We start from the raw sequence: 21,008 nt of genomic DNA on the forward strand, positions 1-21,008 counted from the left end.
GTGTCAATGCAGGAATAAAGAAGAAAATAGTGAGACCGGTTACAGAAAAATTCCGTATATTTGCAATATGGCAAATGCGGAAAAAAACTTGTCTGTTGAAACTTTGCGTGGCATCGCTATCTTGTTGGTTGTGGTGGGGCATGTCGTCGGTTCCGGGCCTGGTGGGGGCATGAAGATTGATTTTCCACATCCGTTGCGCTATCTTTATGTGTGGATAGATTATATTCAGATGCCTCTGTTTACGGCTATTGCCGGCTGGGCTTATGCGTTGAAGCCTTTCTCCGCATCTTCCGGTTTTGGAAGTTTCGTCCGGAAGAAAGCTTTGCGTCTGCTGGTGCCGATGGCGGCGGTGGGCACGTTGTATTTTCTGGTACAGTATCTGATGCCGGGCACCAATAATAAAGGGGAGCTTAGCCAGATGTGGCGCATTTATGTATTCCCTTATACCATATATTGGTATCTGCCGTCGTTGTTCCTGATTTTTGTAGTGCAATGGTGGATGGACAGCCGGAAGTGGATGGACACTCCGGGCAAGTGGGCTGTTTGTTGCATGGCGGCGCTGATTCTCAGTAGGATAAATGATGTGTGGATTCTGCATGAGGTGCCCGACCTGTTCAGTTTCAAGGGTGCCTTGGGGCAATTGCCCTATTTCTTTGTCGGCGTGGCTTCCTGCCGTTTTGCTGTGCCGCTCTACAGTCGTCCGGCTGTCAGGCACGTCATGCTTGCAGTGGCGCTATGCGGGATTGCCCTGATACAGACAGTGTGGTTCTATCCCGGCAAATGCGCCTCTTTGAGCATGCTGCTTTATCCCGTGACGTTGATTCCTGCCTTGTTCCTGCTGCTGGCATCGAAGTGGCACAACCGTTTTTTTGTCTGGATAGGCAGTTATGCGTACAGTATTTATCTTTTTCATGGTTTCGGTACTTCCGGCGGGCGGATTATACTGAAAATGATGGGGATTGATGCGATTGTCCCCATCTTGCTGTCTGCAACTTTTATTGCGACAATCGGGCCGGTATTAGTAGACAAGCTGCTTGACCGCTCCGGGATGTTGCGGATGCTATTTTTGGGAAGGAAATGACGTTCTCAGTCTGTTGCGCACCCTTATCAGGAAACGCCGCAGCCACGGGAATGTTTCTCCCGACTTCAGGTTGTAGTACAGCGATTTGGATTCATAAATCATCTGGAACGTTTCCGTACAGAGTACCGGTTTCTTGGTCAGGCGGTTGATTTCTATGGCCTGCGGCATGGAACTTTCCACAAACAGCATGTAGTCGGTGGATGAACCGTATTCCTGGGCTTTGAAGGAGGCATGGCAGTTGGCGCGTTGGCGTGCAGCCATGTCCGGCAGGTCCAGCATGACGAGCTTATTGCATTTTACATGGTTCTTCTGGAGCCAGGCTTCCGTTTCCGGGCGGTATTTCTCCAAGCGTGAAGTGACCAGCGTGCCGATGGTGACTTTGGGAATGAATAGCGGAGGAGCGTTCAGCAGGAAATGACGGTATTTCTCGCCGTCGTCGTTCTCTTCCGGAGTGGGGTCTGCGCAAAGCACGCCGTCAATGTCCATACACGTTTTTTGCAGGATAGAGTGGTTCATGATGTTCCACTGGAAGAAACGGGGATAATCGACTATTTCAAAAAAGTAGTCTACGGAATTGATTTGTAGTGGAACTGCATAAATGACACAATATTTGACGTTGTATAAATGTTCTATGTCCTTCAGAAATTCGCGGCATTTCTTCATGGCATCTCCCGTGGCTATGCTATCATCCACAACCAATACATTATGTATATTGTTCATGTTGAAAGTTTTCCCCCGTTCTCCGGTCTGATAGATATGCCCGTTGCGGAAAGAGTCTATGTCCGTGACCGGCAGGTTCAGGTAGAGCGCCAGCAGGTTGGCGGGAAACATGCCACTGCGGGGCACGCCGACAATGAGGTCGAAATCCCGTGGCAGAATGCTGAGATGTTGCAGGATGCAATGGTTCAGGTCGTCTATGTTACGATAGTTCATGTAGCTTTCTCCTTCAAAAAATTATCGATTATGCCGTATATTTTCTTTACACTGTGTCCCCAGCTGTGGGTCTCGGCAAAGGCTATGCGCTGTTTGGCGAGCTCTTTGTCGTCAGCTTCGGTCACAGCACGGTCTATGGCCGAAAGCCATTCTTCCGGGTTGGTGGCCAGGTGCGTGTGGTCTGCGAATATGTGGCGCATGGTGTGGGTACTGGTTGCGACAGTGGGTTTACCCATAGCCAGATATTCGTCTATTTTCAATGGATAGTTACCGTCGGTAATGTCGTTCACCATTTGCGGATTGATGCAGACATCGTAGGCTGTGATGTAAGCGGGCAACTCGTCCACTTTTTTTTGCCCGGTGAAATACGCATTTTTCAAGCTGTGGATTCGGTGTTGGCGAAAACCGTCGTCTTCCGGTCCGGTGAACACAAAACTATAATCGGGACGCTGACTTATTATCTGATAGAGCAGTTCTCCGTCAAGGCGGGTACTGTTTATCGTACCCATATATCCGATGATAGGATGTGGAATATTTTGTACATCATCGGGCGTTCCGTACTCTTTGGCGGGGTTGTATAGCGTCAGGTTTACTCCGGTTTCGATGGGGTAGGTATGAGGGTTGTAGGCTTGCAGCTCTGCGGCAAAACGGGTGGAGTTTGCCAGAACAAGGTCGGCCGAAGCAGCCAGTTCCGGTTCAAGACGGGTGCCGTGCCTGCGCCAGTAAGCTTCGCCTATGACGTAGTCGCGCCGGTAATAGATGCTGATAGCCGGATGGATGTACTCCTTCAGATAGCGGCTGCGGTAAATGTCCGTATCGATGAGGTGGATGTAATTCTTGAAACCGAGCGCGGCAGCCTGCTCTACAATCCATCGGGCTATACGGGCATTGTTTTTTCTGTTGACGATATTGAAAAGCGGTGCAGGCAGGAAGTTGGCCGAAAATAACATGAAAGGACAGTCCAGCACCCACATGTTGGCGTTGATTTGCCGGAGCGGTGAAGTCTCTCCCTTGATGACAGCCATGCGCCGGATGTAGGACGGAGATTGTCTGTTCCCTCTCAGCCGGATGGAAATGTCCATCGGAGTGTTGATGTAGAGCACCCGGTTCTGCTTTGAAATTTCCAATGCCGTATTCTTGATGGTACTGCCTATCTCGATGTCCCATGTTTGCAGGCTGGTGATGATGAAGTCTCTCATAATTCTTGCCGGTTAATCATGAATACTTTGATATATATTTACATACTCTTGCGCAGTGTGTCTCCAGGAGAACAGTTTTACACGTTCCAGACTGTAATTTACTTGTTGCTGATAGAGTGTCGCATCATTCTCCAGGCGTAGCAAGGCATCTGCTATTTTTTGCGGTTCTTGAGGGTTGACTAAAATGGCACCTTTACCGGCTACTTCGGGCATTGCCGAAACGTTGCCCGTCACTACGGGAGTGCCGCAAGCCATAGCCTCCAGTATCGGAATCCCGAAACTTTCACGCAGGGAAGGATAGAGAAATGCAAATGCCGCATTATAAAGGGTTGCTAAATCTTTGTTGCCGATATATCCCGGATAATACAGATGTTCTTTTATCCCGGTGATTCCTTCTTGCTGAAGAAGCTGGTCGATATATTCTTCTTTCAAATCGGCAATGAGAAGGGGGCGTTTCGTTTGGGATGCTTTCAGATACAACGCGTATGCTTTCAGGGTACGTGCCGCATTCTTTTTGGGGTCTGTATTTCCAAGAAAGAAAAGAAAGTCCGGGTGCGGTATGTATTTCTGCACAATACTCTCATCGGGTGTTTCCTGCATCGTAAAGTAAGCGCTGTAGCCGTTGTAAACGGCTTTAATGACTTCTTTGGGAAGTTGCAGCGCTTCGCGTATGCGGGTACACTCGAACTGAGAAACTGTAATAATATTTCTTGCTTTCTTCAGGATGCGGGGAACAATCAGGCGACGGTAATGCCATCCCATTTCCTGATAGAAGGAAGGACTGCGATGCTGACGCGGCTCCAAATAGATAATGTCATGAAGCGTCAGCACCAAAGGGACGGGACACCATAACGGGGCTGTATTCGATGTACAATGCAGCAAGTCCGCTTTCAGCTTCCTGACGGCCTGGGGCAATGCTATCTGCTCCCACAAAGGATAAGTAGGGCAGCGAAGCTCAATGATATGGAGGTTTTCCGATTCTTCCAGGCACCAGTCCTCCCCCGGAGCAACGAATACGTAATATTCATTACCGTCTTTCCGCTTTTGCAGTTCTTTCAGTGTCTCCAGGATGACAAAGTCCATGCCATGCTTGTCTTTGCGGAAAATGCGTTGGGCTTCGATGGCGATTCTCATTTTGCTGCCTTTCTTTTCTTTTTCCGTTTAAAGATTCTTGTGATGTGGCTCATGGAAGAGGTGACTACCAATATGGGCAGAGACCAGAAAGCGCTCCGGAATTTGCGGCTGATTTCCCCTTCGGGCATGGCCATCAAAAAAGTGATGAATAAAACGGCTAAAAGTGCATACCATTTTGTAGCAAGCGGCCACTCCAGAAACGTCATTGCTACGGCACATATCGTGATATATAAGATGAGCAGGAAACGGGATGGAAGTAGCCATTGGAATAATTTTTCGCATAAATCCCACTTTCCTTGTAAGAATGCTATCGGAAATTGTTGCAATGCCAGTATGGAGCTGCGATACTGTGAGCCCAACCAGCGCTGGCGTTCTTTGCTGTACCCCGATGTATCGTCCGTCTTTTTGCAATAGCAGACTATTTCCTCCATGTATTCGGTATATATGTTTTCCTTCAGGAGTTCCATTTCTGCAGCTTTGGCCAAATCGCTTCCTGATAACCTGGGAGCGATTTCCTGGAACATCTCAAAATCAAACATCATGCCCGAACCGATGAGGGCAGAGGAGAATCCCAGTGCCGTATGTGCCTTGCGGAAGAGGTGGTTGTTGATTTCTTCGCTGGTGGCGTTTAATACGGCGATGTTGGTATTCAGGTTTTCCGTCATGCGGTGGGCTTGGATGGCATCGCAGCCGGAGTAGTAGGCATTGTTGAAAAGTTCTAATGCGTTGGGGACGATTTTGTTGTCAGAATTGAATATGGTGATGGCATCGTACTCATGAGGAGAATAGCGCTCCATGACCTGCTGTATGGCATATATCTTTGTGCAATGCTCTTTATCGGGCACGACAATGTTGACCGGCATCTGGAGCAGCGTAACCAAATCTTCTTCGGACAGTTGTGTGGCAGCCACTGCGATGTCGTATTTTTCTTTCGGATACGTCTGCGTGTCAAGGAAATGATTGATGGACTCTATCACTTCCTTGCCGTTTTTCAGCACAACAAAGAGGACCAGGAACCGATGTCGCTTGGGGGACGGTGGATAGGGATTCTTGTATTTCCGCAAGGAGGCCAATGCATAGATAAACAAGTAGGCTACGGGGATGGCCAGCAATAAGAAAAGAACCGCGTCCGTCATTTGCAAGGCATTGTTGTTCTCGTCCATCCACCAGTCGGGATTGAATATGGAAAAAATGTCGTTCATATATGTTTTCTATTTAATATTTTCTATTTTTTTGTTCTCAGTTTTTCTGTCAGCAGTTGGTCGATATGCTCCCCGTTAATCAGGACTGACAAAAATAAAATGATTATAAATCCTGTAGGGAATTGCCCGAAGAAAGCATTTCCATAGGCACTTATCATCATTCCGAAGATACCGCATGCAATGGCTGTGAGTATTCCGCGTAATTCGTTATTCTTGATTCGAAACATGATAAGATAGCAACCTCTTAACAATGCACTGACATATATGATAAGAAAAAGCACTAATCCTACAATACCGGTTTCCATCCATGTCTTGACATAAAAAGAATCATGGGGAATGAGTGTTGTGAGACGGGAACCATATTTTCTGGCTTCTACTCCTCCCAAGCCGAGTCCTTCTCCGAAAGGTTTGTATTTTAGATATTCAGCCAATTTTTTTTGATTTTCTTTGCGGACAATGTATGAGGCATCTTCTGTCGGTCTGAAAGCTGTACGCATACGCCTGATGGAAGTGTTGCTTTCACCGATATAGGTATGGGCGAAAAAAACATAAAAAAACAATCCGAAGAAGACTGTAGCTCCCATAAGTTTGATGTTTTTGCTGAGAAAAGTTAACAATATGATTCCTCCGATGGGGACAAACAATGCACCGCGGGTGCCGGAAATGAACAAGGCATATATGGCACACATGGCAATAATCGCATAATAGATTCTGATGGAGCGTTTTTTCATGAAGATGGCGGAAATACCGAACAGAATGGTGGCAAACCCCATGTTGGAGCCGAAATTTCCGGCATCTGTGAAAAAGGAAAAATAGCGGGTGACATCGGATAGAAGGTGTGTCTTGTACATTTCCGTTTCAATCAGCATGGTTGTTTCTGTCTCATCAAAACCTGCATATTTCTGGTAAATGGCTTTTGCCACGGCTGTCAGTGTGAATATGGACAAAAGAAGCATAATGACTCGCAACCGCTTGTAGGAGGTCATTGTTAAAACACTAATCAATGATACGACAAGAGTATTGTATATGGTTCCACGGGAGTAAACCCAAGCTTCAGTGAGTGCTGTTGGATTCAATATTTCTGCCGCAGTATATATGGCCCATATACAACCTCCGAACGTCAGAATGTTTTTGGCGTATTTCCATGCAATCTTACCTTGTTGGTGATAGGAATATATCAGGAGCGTCACAAGCAGGGTGACGGTTGCGACATCATACCAGACACTCAACCCACTGCCCTGCGTGTATCTGTACCAGGGAATGAAAAAGTAATTGAATGTGAATAGGAGACATACACCGACAAAAGGATTTTTTAATGCTTGTATTGCCATTATCAGTAAGAAAGGGAAAAAGCAAATGGAGGCAAAGATATACCATGCACCGGAGAGTAGGCTGTAGGTGATTACAGCCAACCCTATGATGAACACTGACAGTGTTGCTACGAAGGGAGATATACTATGTCCTTTAATACCCATTTGCATTTACTTTACAGCAGCAGATTTGGATGTTAACCCTAATTGTGCCAACCGGCTGAAGAAACTGTGGACCGGAGTATGAGGAGGCAATTCTCCGGTGAAGCTTTCAACCACTTCGCGGTCTGCATTGTTGAGATACATAAATAGAGGAGTTCCTTCCAATTCTTCCTTTAACGGTTTCAATCGGGTGTCGTCATCTCTGCCCCACAATCGGGCGGCGTTGGCTATCAGCAAATTGAAATCTGCCTTTTTCAATACCGGCATAGGTAGAGTTGCGGTACTGACAGCAGGATATTCCACTAAAATGATGTCCGGTATTTCTTCTGCTTCATTCAGAACCCAGAAGTCAGACAATTCTTGAGCTTGTACATATCCCTTGTTTTGGGTATCGAAATCGTGGTCGTATTTTACAAGGCGCACTTTCATACCCTCAGTTTCCCAATAATCAATGAAATATTTGGCAAGGAATGATTTTCCTTCACGTTTCTCCATGCTGAGCAGGTTTATGACAGTAGGACGGTCCGGATGCAGGTAGTTGTTCAATTGCCGGCAACTGTAGGCAGCGGCAAGCCGGTTGCAAGCCTTGAGGAATCCACGATACTTCAAGTTGCTTATACCATTGAATGCTGCAATGACAGAGAGTCCGGACAGACGTTTGCTGCGGTCCGGATCGCGGAGAGTGCGGTCTAACAATTCAATCAGCAGGAAGTAGCCGCTTATGAATATTAAACTGCCGAAGAATGCGGCAAGGATGTAGATAAGCCTTTTTCTGCCATTGTCTGTCAGCGGATACTCGGGTGATGCTATGACTTGCAGGTTGGCTGTCGTCATCTTGATGTTCTGTAAGCGGAGGTGTGCTTCGGCAAGGCCTGCTATCTGTCGGCGGTAATTGTCTTCGGCAATGCCCACGGCACGCTCTTTCCGCTTGATTTGGGTGCCTACGGGTGAAAAATCCCGGTATTGGTCGACAATTTCACGCTGGCGGTCAACCAATACTTTCACTTCAGCTTTGGCTTTTGCCTCATTGATGCATGCCGTCAGCCATTCTGTCACCATATCCTGAATGCCTACACCTTCTTTGGAAAAACTGTACTCATTCAAATTATCGGAGAGATGGCTTATCTTTTCTTCTGCCTTTTGCAGGGCTTCTTTTTCTTTTTGAAGTTTACTACTGTTCTGCTGACTTTGTTCTGTGGTGAAAATTTCCTGTTCGAGAATGCTTTGATTCAGGGTACTGACTTTTTCCAGCTCTTGCAACAAATTAGTATTTGTGCGTATAATCTTGGCACGTATATCCATTTTATTCTCTAACATCTGGCGCAAGGCGACCGCACTTCCATAGATTCGCTGGACTTCTTCCATGCGATCATCAGTACCATATTTAGTCAGAGCCAATGCTTTGGATTGTTCATTGTAGTTGATGACTTGTTTCTGAACACTATAGTCTGTCAAATCATCTTCTTCTGCAGTAAGTGCTTTTTTGGCTATGCGCACTTGCTCTTCAAAATAGGCGATAGCACTGTTCGTGGCACTGAACCGGAGTTGCTCATAAGCCTTTAACAGTTCATCTTCCAATATCTTGAGGGTGTTTTGCGTAATACCGGGATCGGAGGAGGTATATACCAATTCTATCAGGTCGCTGGTACCCAGTCGTTTAATGGTGATTGTGTTTAATGCGCTATAACTGTAATAAGGGTAGGGACGGTTGAATATGGAATAGACAAAATTACTGCTGTTCTCTTTCCGGTAATTCATCAGATTATTTGTAGTTTTATCCAAAGAGGAACGGTCTACCAAAGCCAGCACTTCTTTAGGAAGGATTTGGACGAGCTGCCTATAATGTTTGGCTTGAATGTACATGTTGTCTTTCCACTCATCACCGTATACGAGGCTGGTTGCAAGCAGACGTACCGAAACCTTTGCCAAAGTGTTCTTGGACTTGCCTATATTGATGATATTGTCGAAGGTACTGTTGATATTGATAAGCTGGCTTCCGTCCAGATTGGTGCTGTTGGTTACACCTGCATATAGACTGCTGTTTACCGTATAACTGTATGGCAGAAACTGTGTAAAGTATATGACCAATGCCGTAACAAGGAGGCTTCCCCACAATAACCAATAACGGATGCGGTAAAAGAAGCTTGCCAAAAATTGTACTATATTCATAATCGGTTTATTTGTCTGATATAACTTTTACATTAGTCAGCATCTCCAGTAATACGATAGAATTGTGTAAAGCTACACGACTCTGTTCATACGTGGTCACGGCACCAGTGCGGCGCGCACGTTCCAAAGAGAGTGAAATGATGTCAACGGTTCCTTGTATGAAGTTGTTTTCTGAGATTTTCATCTGTGCGTTATACAAGGCGGCCGTTTCTGCTTTGGCTTTTATAGTGGCTAATTGTTCGGTAACTGCATTGTAGGCTTCCAATACCTTTAGTCTCCGTTCTTCCATGACATCTTCTTGCATATATTGCAATTGTTCTATCTGATAGCGGTAGTCTTTCAGTTTCAGCGGTCGGTTGAACAAGTCTCCTAAAGTGATACCGACGCTGGCCCCGACATTGAAGTTGTGCTGGGCACTTGACATCGTTGTCTGGTACATAGGGGTGAACTCGTCACTGGCATTGCCTATAATATTATAGCGTCCGTAGGAATAGTTACCGTTCAGTCTGAAGTAGTTCCACCAGTTCCGCTTTTCTAATCTATATTGGTTCTTGACTTGCTCTACTTGGGATTGCGCTTTTTTTACTAATGCATTTTCTGTCACTGCATCAAGAAAGACAGATAGAGGGGGCAACTCTAACTTCTCAATATCTATTGATGTCTTCGGACTGATTAAACCCAATGTGTTGACTTCTATTTTCTTGTCCTCCATCTTGAGTTGCTCCAATATCTTGATGCGCTCCTCCCGTGTCAACTCCTGCTGCGCAGCCACAGACAAAGGTACCCCCAACAATCCTAAGAGGATTACACTGTAAATGATGGACGTGATATATCTTTTTATCATCTCTAAAGCCATATAATTCCTGTTATCTTTATTTTTATACATTCTCTTTCTGCACAAACGCCGTCAGCGTCTTGCACAGTATCTTCATGTCCAGCCAGAATGAAAATTCTTTGGCGTACTTAATGTCCAGTTGCTTGCGCTCTTCGGCCGACATCTTCCCGGCACCGCCTCGTTTCTCCACTTGCCACAGTCCCGTCAGTCCGGCGGGGGCCATGAAGCGCTCGATATATGCGTCGCTGGTCAGCAGCTCGGCCTCGTAGAGGGGGAGCGGGCGGTTGCCCACGATGCTCATGTCTCCTTTGAGGACGTTGAACAGCTGCGGCAGTTCGTCAATGCTGTACTTGCGGATGAAACGGCCTACGCGGGTGACGCGGGGATCGTTCTCTATCTTGACGAACGTATTCTGTTTTTCTTGGGCCTTCTTTTTAAGGAAATCTTCTTCGGAGATGACAAAATCGTCCGAAATCAGCAGGGTAGCCTCCTCTTCGGAAGTGCCGGTCAGGTCGTCGAAGCGGATATCGGGCTGCTCGTCCGTAAGCTCTTCTTCTATCTTATATTGGTTGAGGGCGTTCAGCTCTTTCAGGCGCTTGTCGGCATTGGTGTACATGGAGCGGAACTTCAGGAAGTTGAATATCTGGTAGTTGCTGCCCACACGCTGGGACTTGTAAATCACTCTTCCCTTGCTTTCCACGCGGATGGCTATGGCTGTCGCGATGAGTATGGGAGACAGCACAATCAGTACGGCAACGGCAAAAAGGATGTCGAAGATACGCTTCCACATAGGCAGGTGGAAGGTGTTGAATATCTTACGGTGTGACTGGCTGAATTCCTGCAACTTATGCTCCTTGCGCAGTTGGAGGAATTTTGTCATTTGTTGCAGATTCCCCTCATGGGTCGTAGGGGAGAGGGTGTTATTGACACCTGCCTGCAGATAGAGCTTGCGGTTTTCCTTCTGCAGCTCCTCGGTGACAAGGATGATGTAGACGCGTGGGAAACGCTTGTGCAGGAAAGTGATGTTTTCACAGTCTTTTTGAGGGTCGCTTTGTTCGTAAAGGATAGATGTGTTATATCGTTCGCGGATACCGTCGATGACTTTCGCCGCTTTGTTGCAGGATGAAACAGCCATGAACATGCCTCCCGTAATTTTGCTCAAGTGGTCGATGGTGACGCGGTTGCTACCTATGTAGATATAATATAACATATCCATTGATTTTGTCGTTTAGAGAAATTTCTTGATACGGGCCTTCAGCTCCATAGGATTGAAAGGTTTCAGTATGAAATCCTCGGCTCCGGCTTCGAGCAGGTTGATGCGCTCGGTGGTACTTTCTTCACTGGAAAGCATCACAACCGGAATGTCCTTGAAAAGTGAATTGCTTTTCAGATATGCCAGGAATTCACTGCCGGTCATCTTGGGCATGCGTATGTCCGAAATGATGAGAGCGGGTTCGTTCCCCTCATTCAGCCATTCTATGGCCCTGACGGGATCTTCGAAATAAACCAGCTCATTCTCTTTCCCTAAATAGACCGAGAGTACCTTGCCTATGGCAGGTTTGTCATCTACAAATAATATTTGTTTCATTGTTTATGATAATTGTTTGCTATATTTATCTATATACATTTTCTTCTACCGGGTGTTCGTACCATTCCGTATACTGGGTTCTGTCTTGGGCCCAATAGATGAATTCCGGATATGCGCTTGCCTCGGGGATATCAGTACGTGACACATTGATTGTTTCTTTGGGATAGCGGAAGCCATACGGCACGCAGATTGCCCACGTGTTGTTGCCTGCCAAGTCAAGATTCTCTTGCTGTATGGTTCCGGCGGCAGTGGCGCCATATCCCCAAAATTCGTAAAGATGGACTTCCATGCGTTGTTCCATGCTTTTATATTGATAACAGATGAAGAAGTCCAGATTGTCTTTTGAGAATGGGGGCTCTGTCCGGGTTTGGTCTGCCAGTTCAATAATGACTTCATAAGTGTACTTTTTGGCGGTTACTCCAATGCCGGTATTTACCATCTCACCCGGTTCAACTCCGAATACATTGTGCACCTCGCCTGCGATGGGGATTACGACACTCGGATCGGAATCTTCCATGTAAGTAACGTTGTTATACCTGAATTTGTTGTACGAGCTGTTGAATGACTCCTGGAAACGCGAATCGTCGCCTCCGGTCTTGACTTCCCGGATATCGGATTTATTGATTCCGGTAATCCGGAGCCCTACGCCCAACGGCTTGCTTGCTCCTGCTGCAGCAAGGGTCACGTCGAGCTGTATGCGCTTGATGTGGTTCGTCTTTTTCTCGCGGTGATAGTAGGTCTCCACGTCCAAGACCACGTCGTTGAAGTCATAGTCGCCTACCAACGGGAAGTTGTCTTCGAATACGTACGTATAGGAGACCGGGTCTGTAGGGGTTTCTGAGCCGGACTCGTCCGGAGTATTGCCTTCGCCCGTACAGTCTCCGGCAGGAATGGTGATGGGGGATTCTCCCCATTTGGATATGGTTCCTTCGGTGTTCTTGATAGCATCAAGGAATTTGGCTTCCCACCAGATGTCCTCGGTGATATCATCGTCAATTTCTTTCACTTCATAATGAATGTTTCCCTGGCTGGAGAAATTCCCTATATCTTCAATTTTATTGATTTTTACCAGTGCATATTCATTGTTTGGACCCATAAATTGTGCTTGTGACAATTCTGCTTCATCAAGTACGGTTATCATGGAGTTGTCACCCATCGTGATTTGGGTGTTGTAATTGTTGCTATGGTCCCCGAAATCCTCTATCTCTGCAGAAGAGGTGTCTCCCATGTTCAGTGTGCCTACAAATTCTTCCGCATATAGATAGCATCCGTTGTCTATAGTGATGTTGCTGTCGGTTTTCCCGATATAGGCTTTGCCCTGGTTGATGAATTTGCATCCGCTGTCGAAATTCATTTCATCGACACGCACGGTACCGCAATTATAGAATGCTCCTCCCTGGCTGACATGGAAATCGTCTATTTCCATAGTGCCGGCATTGTAGTTGTAGCTGCCTCCGGATGCATTGGTCAATTCGATGTCGTTCCCTTTGATGGTTCCACCCGCGTAGACGATAAACCGGCTGGATTGCACTAAAGTGAAGGTGTGCTCGTCCGGTATCACGATTTCCCCTCCGTCAATCACATAGAATTCGAAGCCTCGTTCAACGGTCATGTTGTTTCCATTGGGTTCCCAGCTGCCTTCAATGATGATGATGGCCGGATTGTCACTTCCCATGCCGTCCTTGCTGATTTTATTCCTATATATATTGTCTTTGGAGATTTTGTAGGCTTTTCCGTTTTGAAAATCGGTATTCGGCCTTATTTCTTCGGCACTTGATAGCATTGCGGTGATTTCCGCCTCAGACTTTTCCGGTGAATAGGTCTCGATGCTGACACTGCGTGTCCATGCGGCACGTGTAGTTGCAGGGGAACTGCCGAAAGCGGCATGGAGCTGACCGTTTTGGATGGATACGTATTTTACTATGTTGCGGCTGTGTGCATCGGTGCGGCACACAAAAGCGCTCGTCAGCACAGAAGGGCAGTCCATGACGGTAGTAAATACTGTTGTATTATTGGCGGTGCCTTCTGCCAGCAGTTTGGCAGATGACCGGCTGATTAAGGGGTTCTTGTCGTAAATACGTATGGTGTAGTCGATGCCGGTATCTTCGGATACAGAAACATTGACCCGGACCTGCTGAGTCATTTTCCAATCCATAGCCGGGTCTATGTTCTTGACCGGAAACCTATCCTGATAGGCTGCTTTCACTTTTTCGGGGTTAAAAACATCGTCTTTACAACCCTGCAGCAGTATGCCTACTGTAAGAATAACAAGCGGCAGAAAGCGTTTGTATAGGGTATTTTCTCCCATATTTTACATTTGTTTTGCTTGATTGTAAGCAAAAGTACGTTTATTTAAACTAATAAGCTTTATTAATGGGGGATAAAAGCGTGTTGGTTAACGCTTTTTAACGATTTTGTATGGATAGATAATGCAAGTTTGTCTTGAAAATTATCAATATTACTAAATGCCCTCTGTATTGCCGCTTTACTAAATCTTGGTGATTTCTCCTGCCAGGTCGGAATTCATGCGGTGGCGGATTTCGGCTTGGTCCAGTCCATGTCCCAGGAGGAACATGAGTTTGGTGACGGCACATTCGGGGGTACTGTCATAGCCGCTGATGACACCTGCCTGGAGAAGTTGCAGACCGGTTTCGTAACGTCCCATCTCGACGGCGCCACTTTGGCATTGGGTGATGTTGACGATGACAATGCCACGTTCGCTGGCTTCTTTCAGCTGGCGGATGAACCATTCTTTCTGGGGGGCATTGCCGGAACCGAAGGTCTTGAGGACAACAGCTTTCAGGCCGGGAACATGAAGCACGGAGTTGATGATGCTTTCCTGGATGCCGGGAAAGAGGGTGAGCACTACGACATTGGTGTCGAAAAGGTAGTGCGGCTTCATGGGGCGTGACGGGTCGGGACGGTGGATGAGGTGCTCGTTATAACGGATATGGATGCCTGCCTTTGCCAGTGCGGGATAGTTGAAGGAGCGGAAAGCATTGAAATTCTCGGCATTGATTTTGGTGGTACGGTTGCCCCGCATCAGCTCGTTCTCGAAGAAGATGCACACTTCGGGGACGATAGGAGTACCGTCCGGATGCTTGGCGGCGGCTATTTCAATGGCGGTGATGAGGTTCTCTTTCCCGTCGGTGCGCAGGGTGCCGATGGGAAGCTGGGAACCGGTGAGGATGACCGGCTTGGAAAGGTTCTCGAGCATGAAGCTGAGGGCGGAGGCTGTATAGGCCATCGTATCGGTACCGTGCAGGATGACGAAACCGTCGAAATTGTCGTAGTTGTAGTTGATGATTTTTACAATCTTTGCCCAGAGGGAAGGCTCCATATCGGAAGAGTCGATCGGTGGGTCGAACTGATAGGAAGAGATGCGGTAGTTGAAGCGCTTCAGTTCGGGAACATGCTGTAGCAGTTGGTCGAAGTTGAAGTTCTCAAGCGCACCGGTCTCGGGATTTTCTATCATTCCGATAGTTCCGCCAGTGTAAATCAATAGTACGGAAGGGCAATCGACTTTCATGATATTCGTATTAGAGCTTTTTTCGGGCACAAAGATAGTGAAATATGAGATGGGGAGAAAATAAAAGAGACAAGTCTTTGCAGATTTTGTCTCTTTTATTTTTTCATTGCGAAAAATATATTGTATGAAATTTGAATAAGCTCACTGTTTCAAATCTTCCTTCAACTGCCTGATAGCCTTTTCCGCATCTCCTTCCTTCTCGTTGAGCAGCGTGACGAAGCGGCTGCCGATAATGGCACCGGATGAGTGGGCGCAAGCGGCATCGAATGTCTGCTTGTTGCTGATGCCGAAGCCTACCATGCGTGGATTGCGCAGGTTCATATCCTCTATCTTCTTGAAGTAGGCTTGCTTCCGGGTGTCGAAGTCTTTCTGGGCACCGGTGGTGGCGGCACTGGACACCAGATAGATGAAGCCGTCGGTGTGGGCGTCTATTTCGCGGACGCGGGCTTCGCTGGTTTCGGGGGTAATGAGCATGATGACACGGATGTCATACTTCGAGGCGATGGCTTTGTAACTCTCTTCGTAATCGCGGAAAGGGAGGTCGGGAATGATGACGCCATCGATGCCGCATTCCACGCACTTCTGGCAGAAGGCTTCGAAGCCGAACTGCATGATGGGATTGAGGTACCCCATAAGGATGAGGGGGATGCGGACATCGCGACGGATGTCGCGCAATTGTTCGAAAAGCAGGCGGAGGGACATGCCGTTGTGCAGGGCGCGGGTGGCGGCGTTCTGAATGACAATGCCGTCGGCCATGGGGTCACTGAACGGAATTCCGATTTCAATCATGCTGACTCCGTTTCTTTCGAGGGCACGGATAACGTCGGCAGTACCGTCGAGGTTGGGACAGCCTGCACAAAAGTAAATGGACAGCAGATTCTTGGGGCTGTCCTGGAAAAGTTGGTTAATGCGGTTCAACATACTATTTTTATTTACTATTTTACAATTTACTATTTACTATTTGGCTGCGCAATAACGCTGCATGGTACTATTTACTATTTGACAATTTACTATTTACTATTTACCATGTACAATGTACAATTTGCCATGCGGCGTATATTGCGCAGCCAAATAGTAAATAGTAAATCGTCAAATCATACCTCCCTTCAGTTCTTTCAGGAAGTTTGAGATGCGTTCCACATCCTTTATTCCCGGTGCCGTTTCGAAACGGCTGTTGATGTCGATACCTGCGAAATAGGGATGGCGAAACTCCCGGAGGGCTTTTACGCTGTAGGGGTTGATGCCACCGCTAAGCAGGAACGGGGTGGGACCGTTGTAGCGGTGCAGGAGGTTCCAGTCGAACTGGTTGCCGGAACCGCCGTACTGCGGGGTCTTGGTGTCGAAGAGGTAGTAGTCGCACAGACCATTGTAGGCAGATACGGCAAGCAGGTCCTTGGGCAGCAAGATAGAGAAAGCCTTGATGAGGTGCAGGCCTGCATTGCGCAGGGAACGGCAGTATTCGGGAGCTTCATGGCCATGCAGCTGGATGTAGTCAAGGCCGAAACGGTCGGTATACATTAGGATGTTTTCCTTACTTTCGTTGACAAAGACGCCGACGCGCTTGGCGCAGGCTGGCAGATACCCGGGCATCTGGCACAGACAACGGGGAGATTTGGGGTAGAAGATGAAACCAATCATATCTACACCTTGCAGTTCTACATTGCGGATGTTTTCTGCTTCGGTCATTCCGCATACTTTGATGAGAGGAGACATTTTATTTACGATTTACAATTTGGCTGCGCGATATAACGCTGTATGAGAGACTTTTGTATTTACAATTATCAACTTTCAATTATCAACTTTCAACTTTTAATTATCAATTAAGAGACTGTCTTGGATGAACTCTTTCAGGGTTTCGCCCGGGTTGGCTGTTTTCATGAAGGTTTCGCCGATGAGGAAACCGCGGAAGCCGGCGGCACGCAGGCGGCAGATGGTTTCGGGGTCGGAGATGCCGCTTTCGGAGACAAGGAGCGGGGATGCCGGTCCGTGGGTGGCTTCGCGCAGTTGCCGGGCTATCCGGAAGGAGTTTTCTACATCGGTGACGAAGGAGCCGAGGTTGCGGTTGTTGACACCCACCATGTCGACCTCCTTATTTATATAGGAGAGTTCCGAAGGGCTGTGGATTTCGAGCAATACCTCCAGCCCGAGTTCGTGGGCTTGGGCGGTGAGGGTGCTACACTGCTCCGGACTGAGGCAGGCGGCAATGAGCAATACGGCGTCGGCACCTACAATGCAGGCTTGCAGAAGCTGGTACTCGTCGATGATGAAGTCTTTGCGCAGGATGGGGATGCGGACGAGCGGACGGGCCGTGCGGATGTCGCGCAGCGTACCGCCGAAGAACCTCTCATCCGTCAGGATGGAGAGGGCGGCGGCGCCGGCGGCTTCGTAGGAGGCGGGTATTTCCTCTGCCCGGGCAGCCTCGTTTATCCAGCCTTTGGAGGGTGAACGGCGTTTGAACTCGGAGATGATTCCTGTAGAAGAAGCGGCAAGGGCCTGCTTCATGCTGCGGCGGTGGGCTGCATTCTCCCGGATGATGATTCCGGCTTGCTCCTGCAACTGTTCCAGAGAGACGGTTTGCTTTTGCAGTTCAATCTCTGTTTGCTTATGGGCGATGATTTCGGACAGTATATCTTTCATTGCTTCATTTATTAATCTCGATAAATTTTTTCAGTGTCGCCAGCGCCCGTCCGCTATCCAGCGATTCGCGTGCGATGGCGATGCACTCTTCAATCTCTTTCTGCGGCTCCATCACCTGGATGGCAAAGGCGGCGTTGACAATGACGCATTGCGTTTGTGCAGGTGTGGCATGCCCCGTAAGGATATTGTCGAAGATGCGGGCGGCATCTTCCTTGCATGCGCCGCCGAAGAGTTCTTCGGGACGGGCATCCTTGAAGCCGAGAGCCTGCGGACGGTAGATGCGCTCGTAGTTGCGGGTCATCACCTTGAACTCGTCCGTCAGGGAGATTTCGTCGTAGCTGTCGAGGCTGTTGACCACGGCAAAGTCAATGCCGAGTTTATAGAATACGTTGGTGTATAGGCGCATCTGCGAGAGGTCTGCCACACCGAGCAGCTGGTATGCCGGACAGCATGGATTCACCAACGGGCCGAGCAGATTGAACAAGGTGCGTACTCCCAGCGTCTTGCGTACGGGACCGACAAACTTCATCGCCGGATTGAAAAGCTGGGCATGAAGGTAGGCGATGTTGCACTCCTCCATGCTGCGTTTCAGTGTGTCGGGGTTGTTGGTGAAGCGTACGCCGTGCTGCTCGATGACATTGCTGGCTCCGCTCACGGAAGTGGCTCCGTAGTTGCCGTGCTTGGCAACCTTGTAGCCGGCTCCCGCCACCACGAAGCAAGCGCAGGTGGAGATGTTGAAGGTGTTCTTTCCGTCGCCTCCCGTACCCACAATGTCGATGGGGCGATAGGGGGCGAAGTCGATGGGAAGGCGTGTCTCCATCAGTGCTTCGCGGAAACCGATAAGCTCGTCCACAGTGATGCTTCGCATCTGGAAGGCAGTGAGCAAGGCTGCTATCTGCGCCTCAGGATACATTTCCTTGGTGATGTTGAGGAGGATTTGTTTGGTCTCCTCCGACGTAAGCTCTTCGTGATTGAAGAGACGGGTGAGTATTGCTTTCATCTATTTATTTACGATTTGACGATTTACGATTTGACGATTGAATTTACTCTTTTTCTGAAGTGCCTCATTTGAAAAGCCAGTTTTTTATGATTGTTTTTCCGTCGGGTGTCAGTACCGATTCAGGATGGAACTGGATGCCGTGTATGTCATACTCCCGATGTTTCAGCGCCATGATTTGTCCTTCGGGGCTGATGGCGGTAATGGCCAGCGCTTCGGGAAAGTCCTTCGTATCCACTACCCAGGAGTGGTATCGTCCGACGGGAATCCTATTGGGTAAACCGCAGAAGATATAGTCTTCTTCGAGAGAAATACCTTCATAATCCTTTCCCCCTAATCCTTCATCCCTAATCCTTAATCCTTCCTCCTTCCTCCTTATCTCCGTCTGTACCCCATGGAACACCTCTTCCAGATTGACCAGCTTTCCACCGAACGCTTGTCCGATGGCTTGTTCGCCCAGACAGACACCGAGTATGGGTTTCCGTCCGGCATAGGTGCGGATGACATCCAGCAACAGTCCGGCTTCCTCGGGGACACCGGGGCCGGGTGAGAGGATGATTTTATCGTATGGCTCCAATTCTTCGAGCCGGAATTTATCGTTGCGCAGCACATCCACTTCTGCGCCAAGCTCTTTCACCAGATGGGCAAGGTTGTAGGTGAAGGAGTCGTAATTGTCTATGATAACTGTTTTCATCTATTTATTTACTATTTACAATGTACAATGTACCATTTAGCTGCGCAATGTACGCCGCATGGCAAATTGTACTTTGTACATTATACATGGTACATGAACTCACATTTTTTCTGCCATCTCAATCGCCTTTTTCAGTGCGCCGAGCTTGTTGTTCACCTCTTGCAGTTCGTACTCGTCGTTGCTCTTGGCTACGATGCCGCCGCCTGCCTGGAACCAGAGGACACCGTTGCGGCTGACAAAAGTACGAATCGTAATCGCCTGGTTCAGCGAGCCGTTCAGTCCGATGAAACCGATGCAGCCGCCGTAGGCTCCACGGTTGTGCGGTTCCAGCTGGCTGATGAGTTGCATGGCGCGTACCTTGGGGGCACCGCTCAGGGTACCGGCAGGGAAGGTGTCGATGAAGGCCTTGACGGGGTCGGCCTCTTCGCGGAGCGTTCCGCTGACACGGCTGACGAGGTGGATGACATGGCTGTAATACTGCATCTCCTTATAGAAATCCACCTTTACATCGTGGCAGTTGCGGGAGAGGTCGTTGCGGGCAAGGTCCACCAGCATCACGTGTTCGGCGTTCTCTTTGGGGTCGTCGTGCAGGTACCGGGCATTGAGGGCGTCCTGCTCTGCATCGCCGGTGCGCTTCGTGGTTCCGGCAATGGGGTCGATGTAGGCATGGCGGCCTTCGATGCGGCAATGGGTTTCGGGGGACGAGCCGAAGATACGAAATCCTCCGAAGTCGAAATAGAACAGATAGGGCGAAGGGTTGATACTGCGCAGGGCACGGTATAGCTTGAAGTCATCGCCCGTGAAACGCTGCTCGAAACGGCGGGAGAGGACTATCTGGAAAACGTCGCCGCGCAGACAGTGGGCGATGCCCCGGCGGATATTCGCCTTGTGCTCCTCGTCCGTAAGCGGAGAGGTGGTGGGGCCGATGGCGCGGAAATCGTAGGCGGTGTAGTTGCGGTTATGGATGGCCTTCTGTACCTGGTCCAGTCCGCTGGTCTCGCCGGGCGCCAGCATCTCGAGGAGCAGCATCTCATTCTTGAAGTCGTTGAAGACGATGAGGTACTTATATAATATGTACAGCATGTCCGGCGCATCGTTGGTAGCTTCGCGGCTGTCCTTCACGGGGATATTCTCGAAGTAGCGGACAGCATTGAAGGAGGTGTATCCGTAGAGTCCGCAGTAATTGCTGTATTCGCCCTCCACGCGGAAGCGGGCGCGGAAATCGTTCAAGGCATTCTCCACCCGGTATGCATCGGTTATGGGATGCTCTTCGCGGCTGTCGTCCGGCAGGCGGAAGATAGCCGTGCCGTGGTCTATGCTGACACTAGCCAGCGGACACAGAGCGATGAACGAACGGTTGTTCTCACTGCCGTGATAGTCGGAACTCTCCATAAGTGCGCTCTGCGGAAAGATGTCACGCACCTTCAGATACGTGCTCACCGGCGTATGCAAGTCACCGAGCATGGTGCGGCTGACTGTTTTATAATCATATTGTTTCATTGTATCTTGTATTTTATTTCATTGCATCTCGTATTTTC

General features: G+C 48.5%; 18 protein-coding genes. 1 reads left to right on the forward strand and 17 read right to left on the reverse strand.

Annotation, left to right across the window (positions count from 1 at the left end; genetic code table 11):
- Positions 1–67 precede the first annotated feature (67 nt).
- Positions 68–1,081 carry an acyltransferase family protein gene (locus DXD65_RS03020; RefSeq protein WP_034523192.1) on the forward strand — a complete coding sequence of 338 codons (1,014 nt, stop codon included), beginning with the start codon at positions 68–70 and terminating at the stop codon, positions 1,079–1,081.
- Here DXD65_RS03020 and DXD65_RS03025 read toward each other — a convergent pair.
- From DXD65_RS03025 to DXD65_RS03105, 17 genes are all read right to left on the reverse strand, one after another.
- The gene (locus DXD65_RS03025; protein ID WP_005837331.1) at positions 1,061–2,014 is read right to left on the reverse strand and encodes a phosphoribosyltransferase; all 954 of its coding nucleotides are present in this window, start codon (positions 2,012–2,014) and stop codon (positions 1,061–1,063) included. The genes DXD65_RS03020 and DXD65_RS03025 overlap by 21 nt on opposite strands.
- Complete coding sequence (locus DXD65_RS03030) at positions 2,011–3,213, reverse strand: glycosyltransferase (protein WP_005837330.1); 1,203 nt, start codon at positions 3,211–3,213, stop codon at positions 2,011–2,013. Before DXD65_RS03030 ends, DXD65_RS03025 begins: the two co-directional genes overlap by 4 nt.
- A gap of 12 nt (positions 3,214–3,225) precedes the next feature.
- Positions 3,226–4,347, reverse strand: coding sequence for a glycosyltransferase family 4 protein (locus DXD65_RS03035; protein WP_117589618.1), 1,122 nt, complete (start codon positions 4,345–4,347; stop codon positions 3,226–3,228).
- Entirely contained in the window at positions 4,344–5,549 is a 1,206-nt protein-coding gene (locus DXD65_RS03040) for a glycosyltransferase family 2 protein (RefSeq protein WP_057097866.1), read from the reverse strand. Before DXD65_RS03040 ends, DXD65_RS03035 begins: the two co-directional genes overlap by 4 nt.
- Before the next feature lie 23 nt (positions 5,550–5,572).
- Positions 5,573–7,030 carry an O-antigen ligase family protein gene (locus DXD65_RS03045; protein WP_117589617.1) on the reverse strand — a complete coding sequence of 486 codons (1,458 nt, stop codon included), beginning with the start codon at positions 7,028–7,030 and terminating at the stop codon, positions 5,573–5,575.
- Positions 7,031–9,190: a GumC family protein gene (locus DXD65_RS03050; RefSeq protein WP_117589616.1), complete on the reverse strand. Its 2,160-nt coding sequence runs from the start codon at positions 9,188–9,190 to the stop codon at positions 7,031–7,033.
- 7 nt (positions 9,191–9,197) lie between these two features.
- A complete protein-coding gene (locus DXD65_RS03055; protein ID WP_034523448.1) occupies positions 9,198–10,034 on the reverse strand; it encodes a TolC family protein in 837 nt (278 codons plus the stop codon).
- Between the two features lie 34 nt (positions 10,035–10,068).
- A complete protein-coding gene (locus tag DXD65_RS21510) occupies positions 10,069–11,235 on the reverse strand; it encodes a sugar transferase (RefSeq protein ID WP_117887379.1) in 1,167 nt (388 codons plus the stop codon).
- Between the two features lie 18 nt (positions 11,236–11,253).
- Positions 11,254–11,613 carry a PleD family two-component system response regulator gene (locus DXD65_RS03065; protein ID WP_005827508.1) on the reverse strand — a complete coding sequence of 120 codons (360 nt, stop codon included), beginning with the start codon at positions 11,611–11,613 and terminating at the stop codon, positions 11,254–11,256.
- 25 nt (positions 11,614–11,638) lie between these two features.
- Complete coding sequence (locus DXD65_RS03070) at positions 11,639–13,921, reverse strand: LruC domain-containing protein (RefSeq protein WP_035448692.1); 2,283 nt, start codon at positions 13,919–13,921, stop codon at positions 11,639–11,641.
- Between the two features lie 180 nt (positions 13,922–14,101).
- Positions 14,102–15,142, reverse strand: a complete 1,041-nt coding sequence (gene ansA / locus DXD65_RS03075) for an asparaginase (protein WP_005827512.1) — start codon at positions 15,140–15,142, stop codon at positions 14,102–14,104.
- Between the two features lie 141 nt (positions 15,143–15,283).
- Positions 15,284–16,063, reverse strand: a complete 780-nt coding sequence (gene trpA / locus DXD65_RS03080; RefSeq protein ID WP_008664364.1) for a tryptophan synthase subunit alpha — start codon at positions 16,061–16,063, stop codon at positions 15,284–15,286.
- Positions 16,064–16,231: 168 nt separating this feature from the next.
- Positions 16,232–16,855 carry a phosphoribosylanthranilate isomerase gene (locus DXD65_RS03085; RefSeq protein ID WP_057280998.1) on the reverse strand — a complete coding sequence of 208 codons (624 nt, stop codon included), beginning with the start codon at positions 16,853–16,855 and terminating at the stop codon, positions 16,232–16,234.
- Positions 16,856–16,951: 96 nt separating this feature from the next.
- The gene (trpC, locus tag DXD65_RS03090; protein WP_117588553.1) at positions 16,952–17,779 is read right to left on the reverse strand and encodes an indole-3-glycerol phosphate synthase TrpC; all 828 of its coding nucleotides are present in this window, start codon (positions 17,777–17,779) and stop codon (positions 16,952–16,954) included.
- Positions 17,780–17,783: 4 nt separating this feature from the next.
- A complete protein-coding gene (gene trpD, locus DXD65_RS03095) occupies positions 17,784–18,779 on the reverse strand; it encodes an anthranilate phosphoribosyltransferase (RefSeq protein ID WP_005837316.1) in 996 nt (331 codons plus the stop codon).
- A gap of 64 nt (positions 18,780–18,843) precedes the next feature.
- A complete protein-coding gene (locus tag DXD65_RS03100) occupies positions 18,844–19,470 on the reverse strand; it encodes an anthranilate synthase component II (protein WP_057281000.1) in 627 nt (208 codons plus the stop codon).
- A 99-nt stretch (positions 19,471–19,569) separates the two neighbouring features.
- Complete coding sequence (locus DXD65_RS03105; RefSeq protein ID WP_117588554.1) at positions 19,570–20,970, reverse strand: anthranilate synthase component I family protein; 1,401 nt, start codon at positions 20,968–20,970, stop codon at positions 19,570–19,572.
- Positions 20,971–21,008 lie beyond the last annotated feature (38 nt).

Source organism: Bacteroides sp. 4_1_36, assembly GCF_003466325.1.
In the GTDB taxonomy this organism is placed as follows: Bacteria; Bacteroidota; Bacteroidia; order Bacteroidales; family Bacteroidaceae; genus Bacteroides; species Bacteroides uniformis.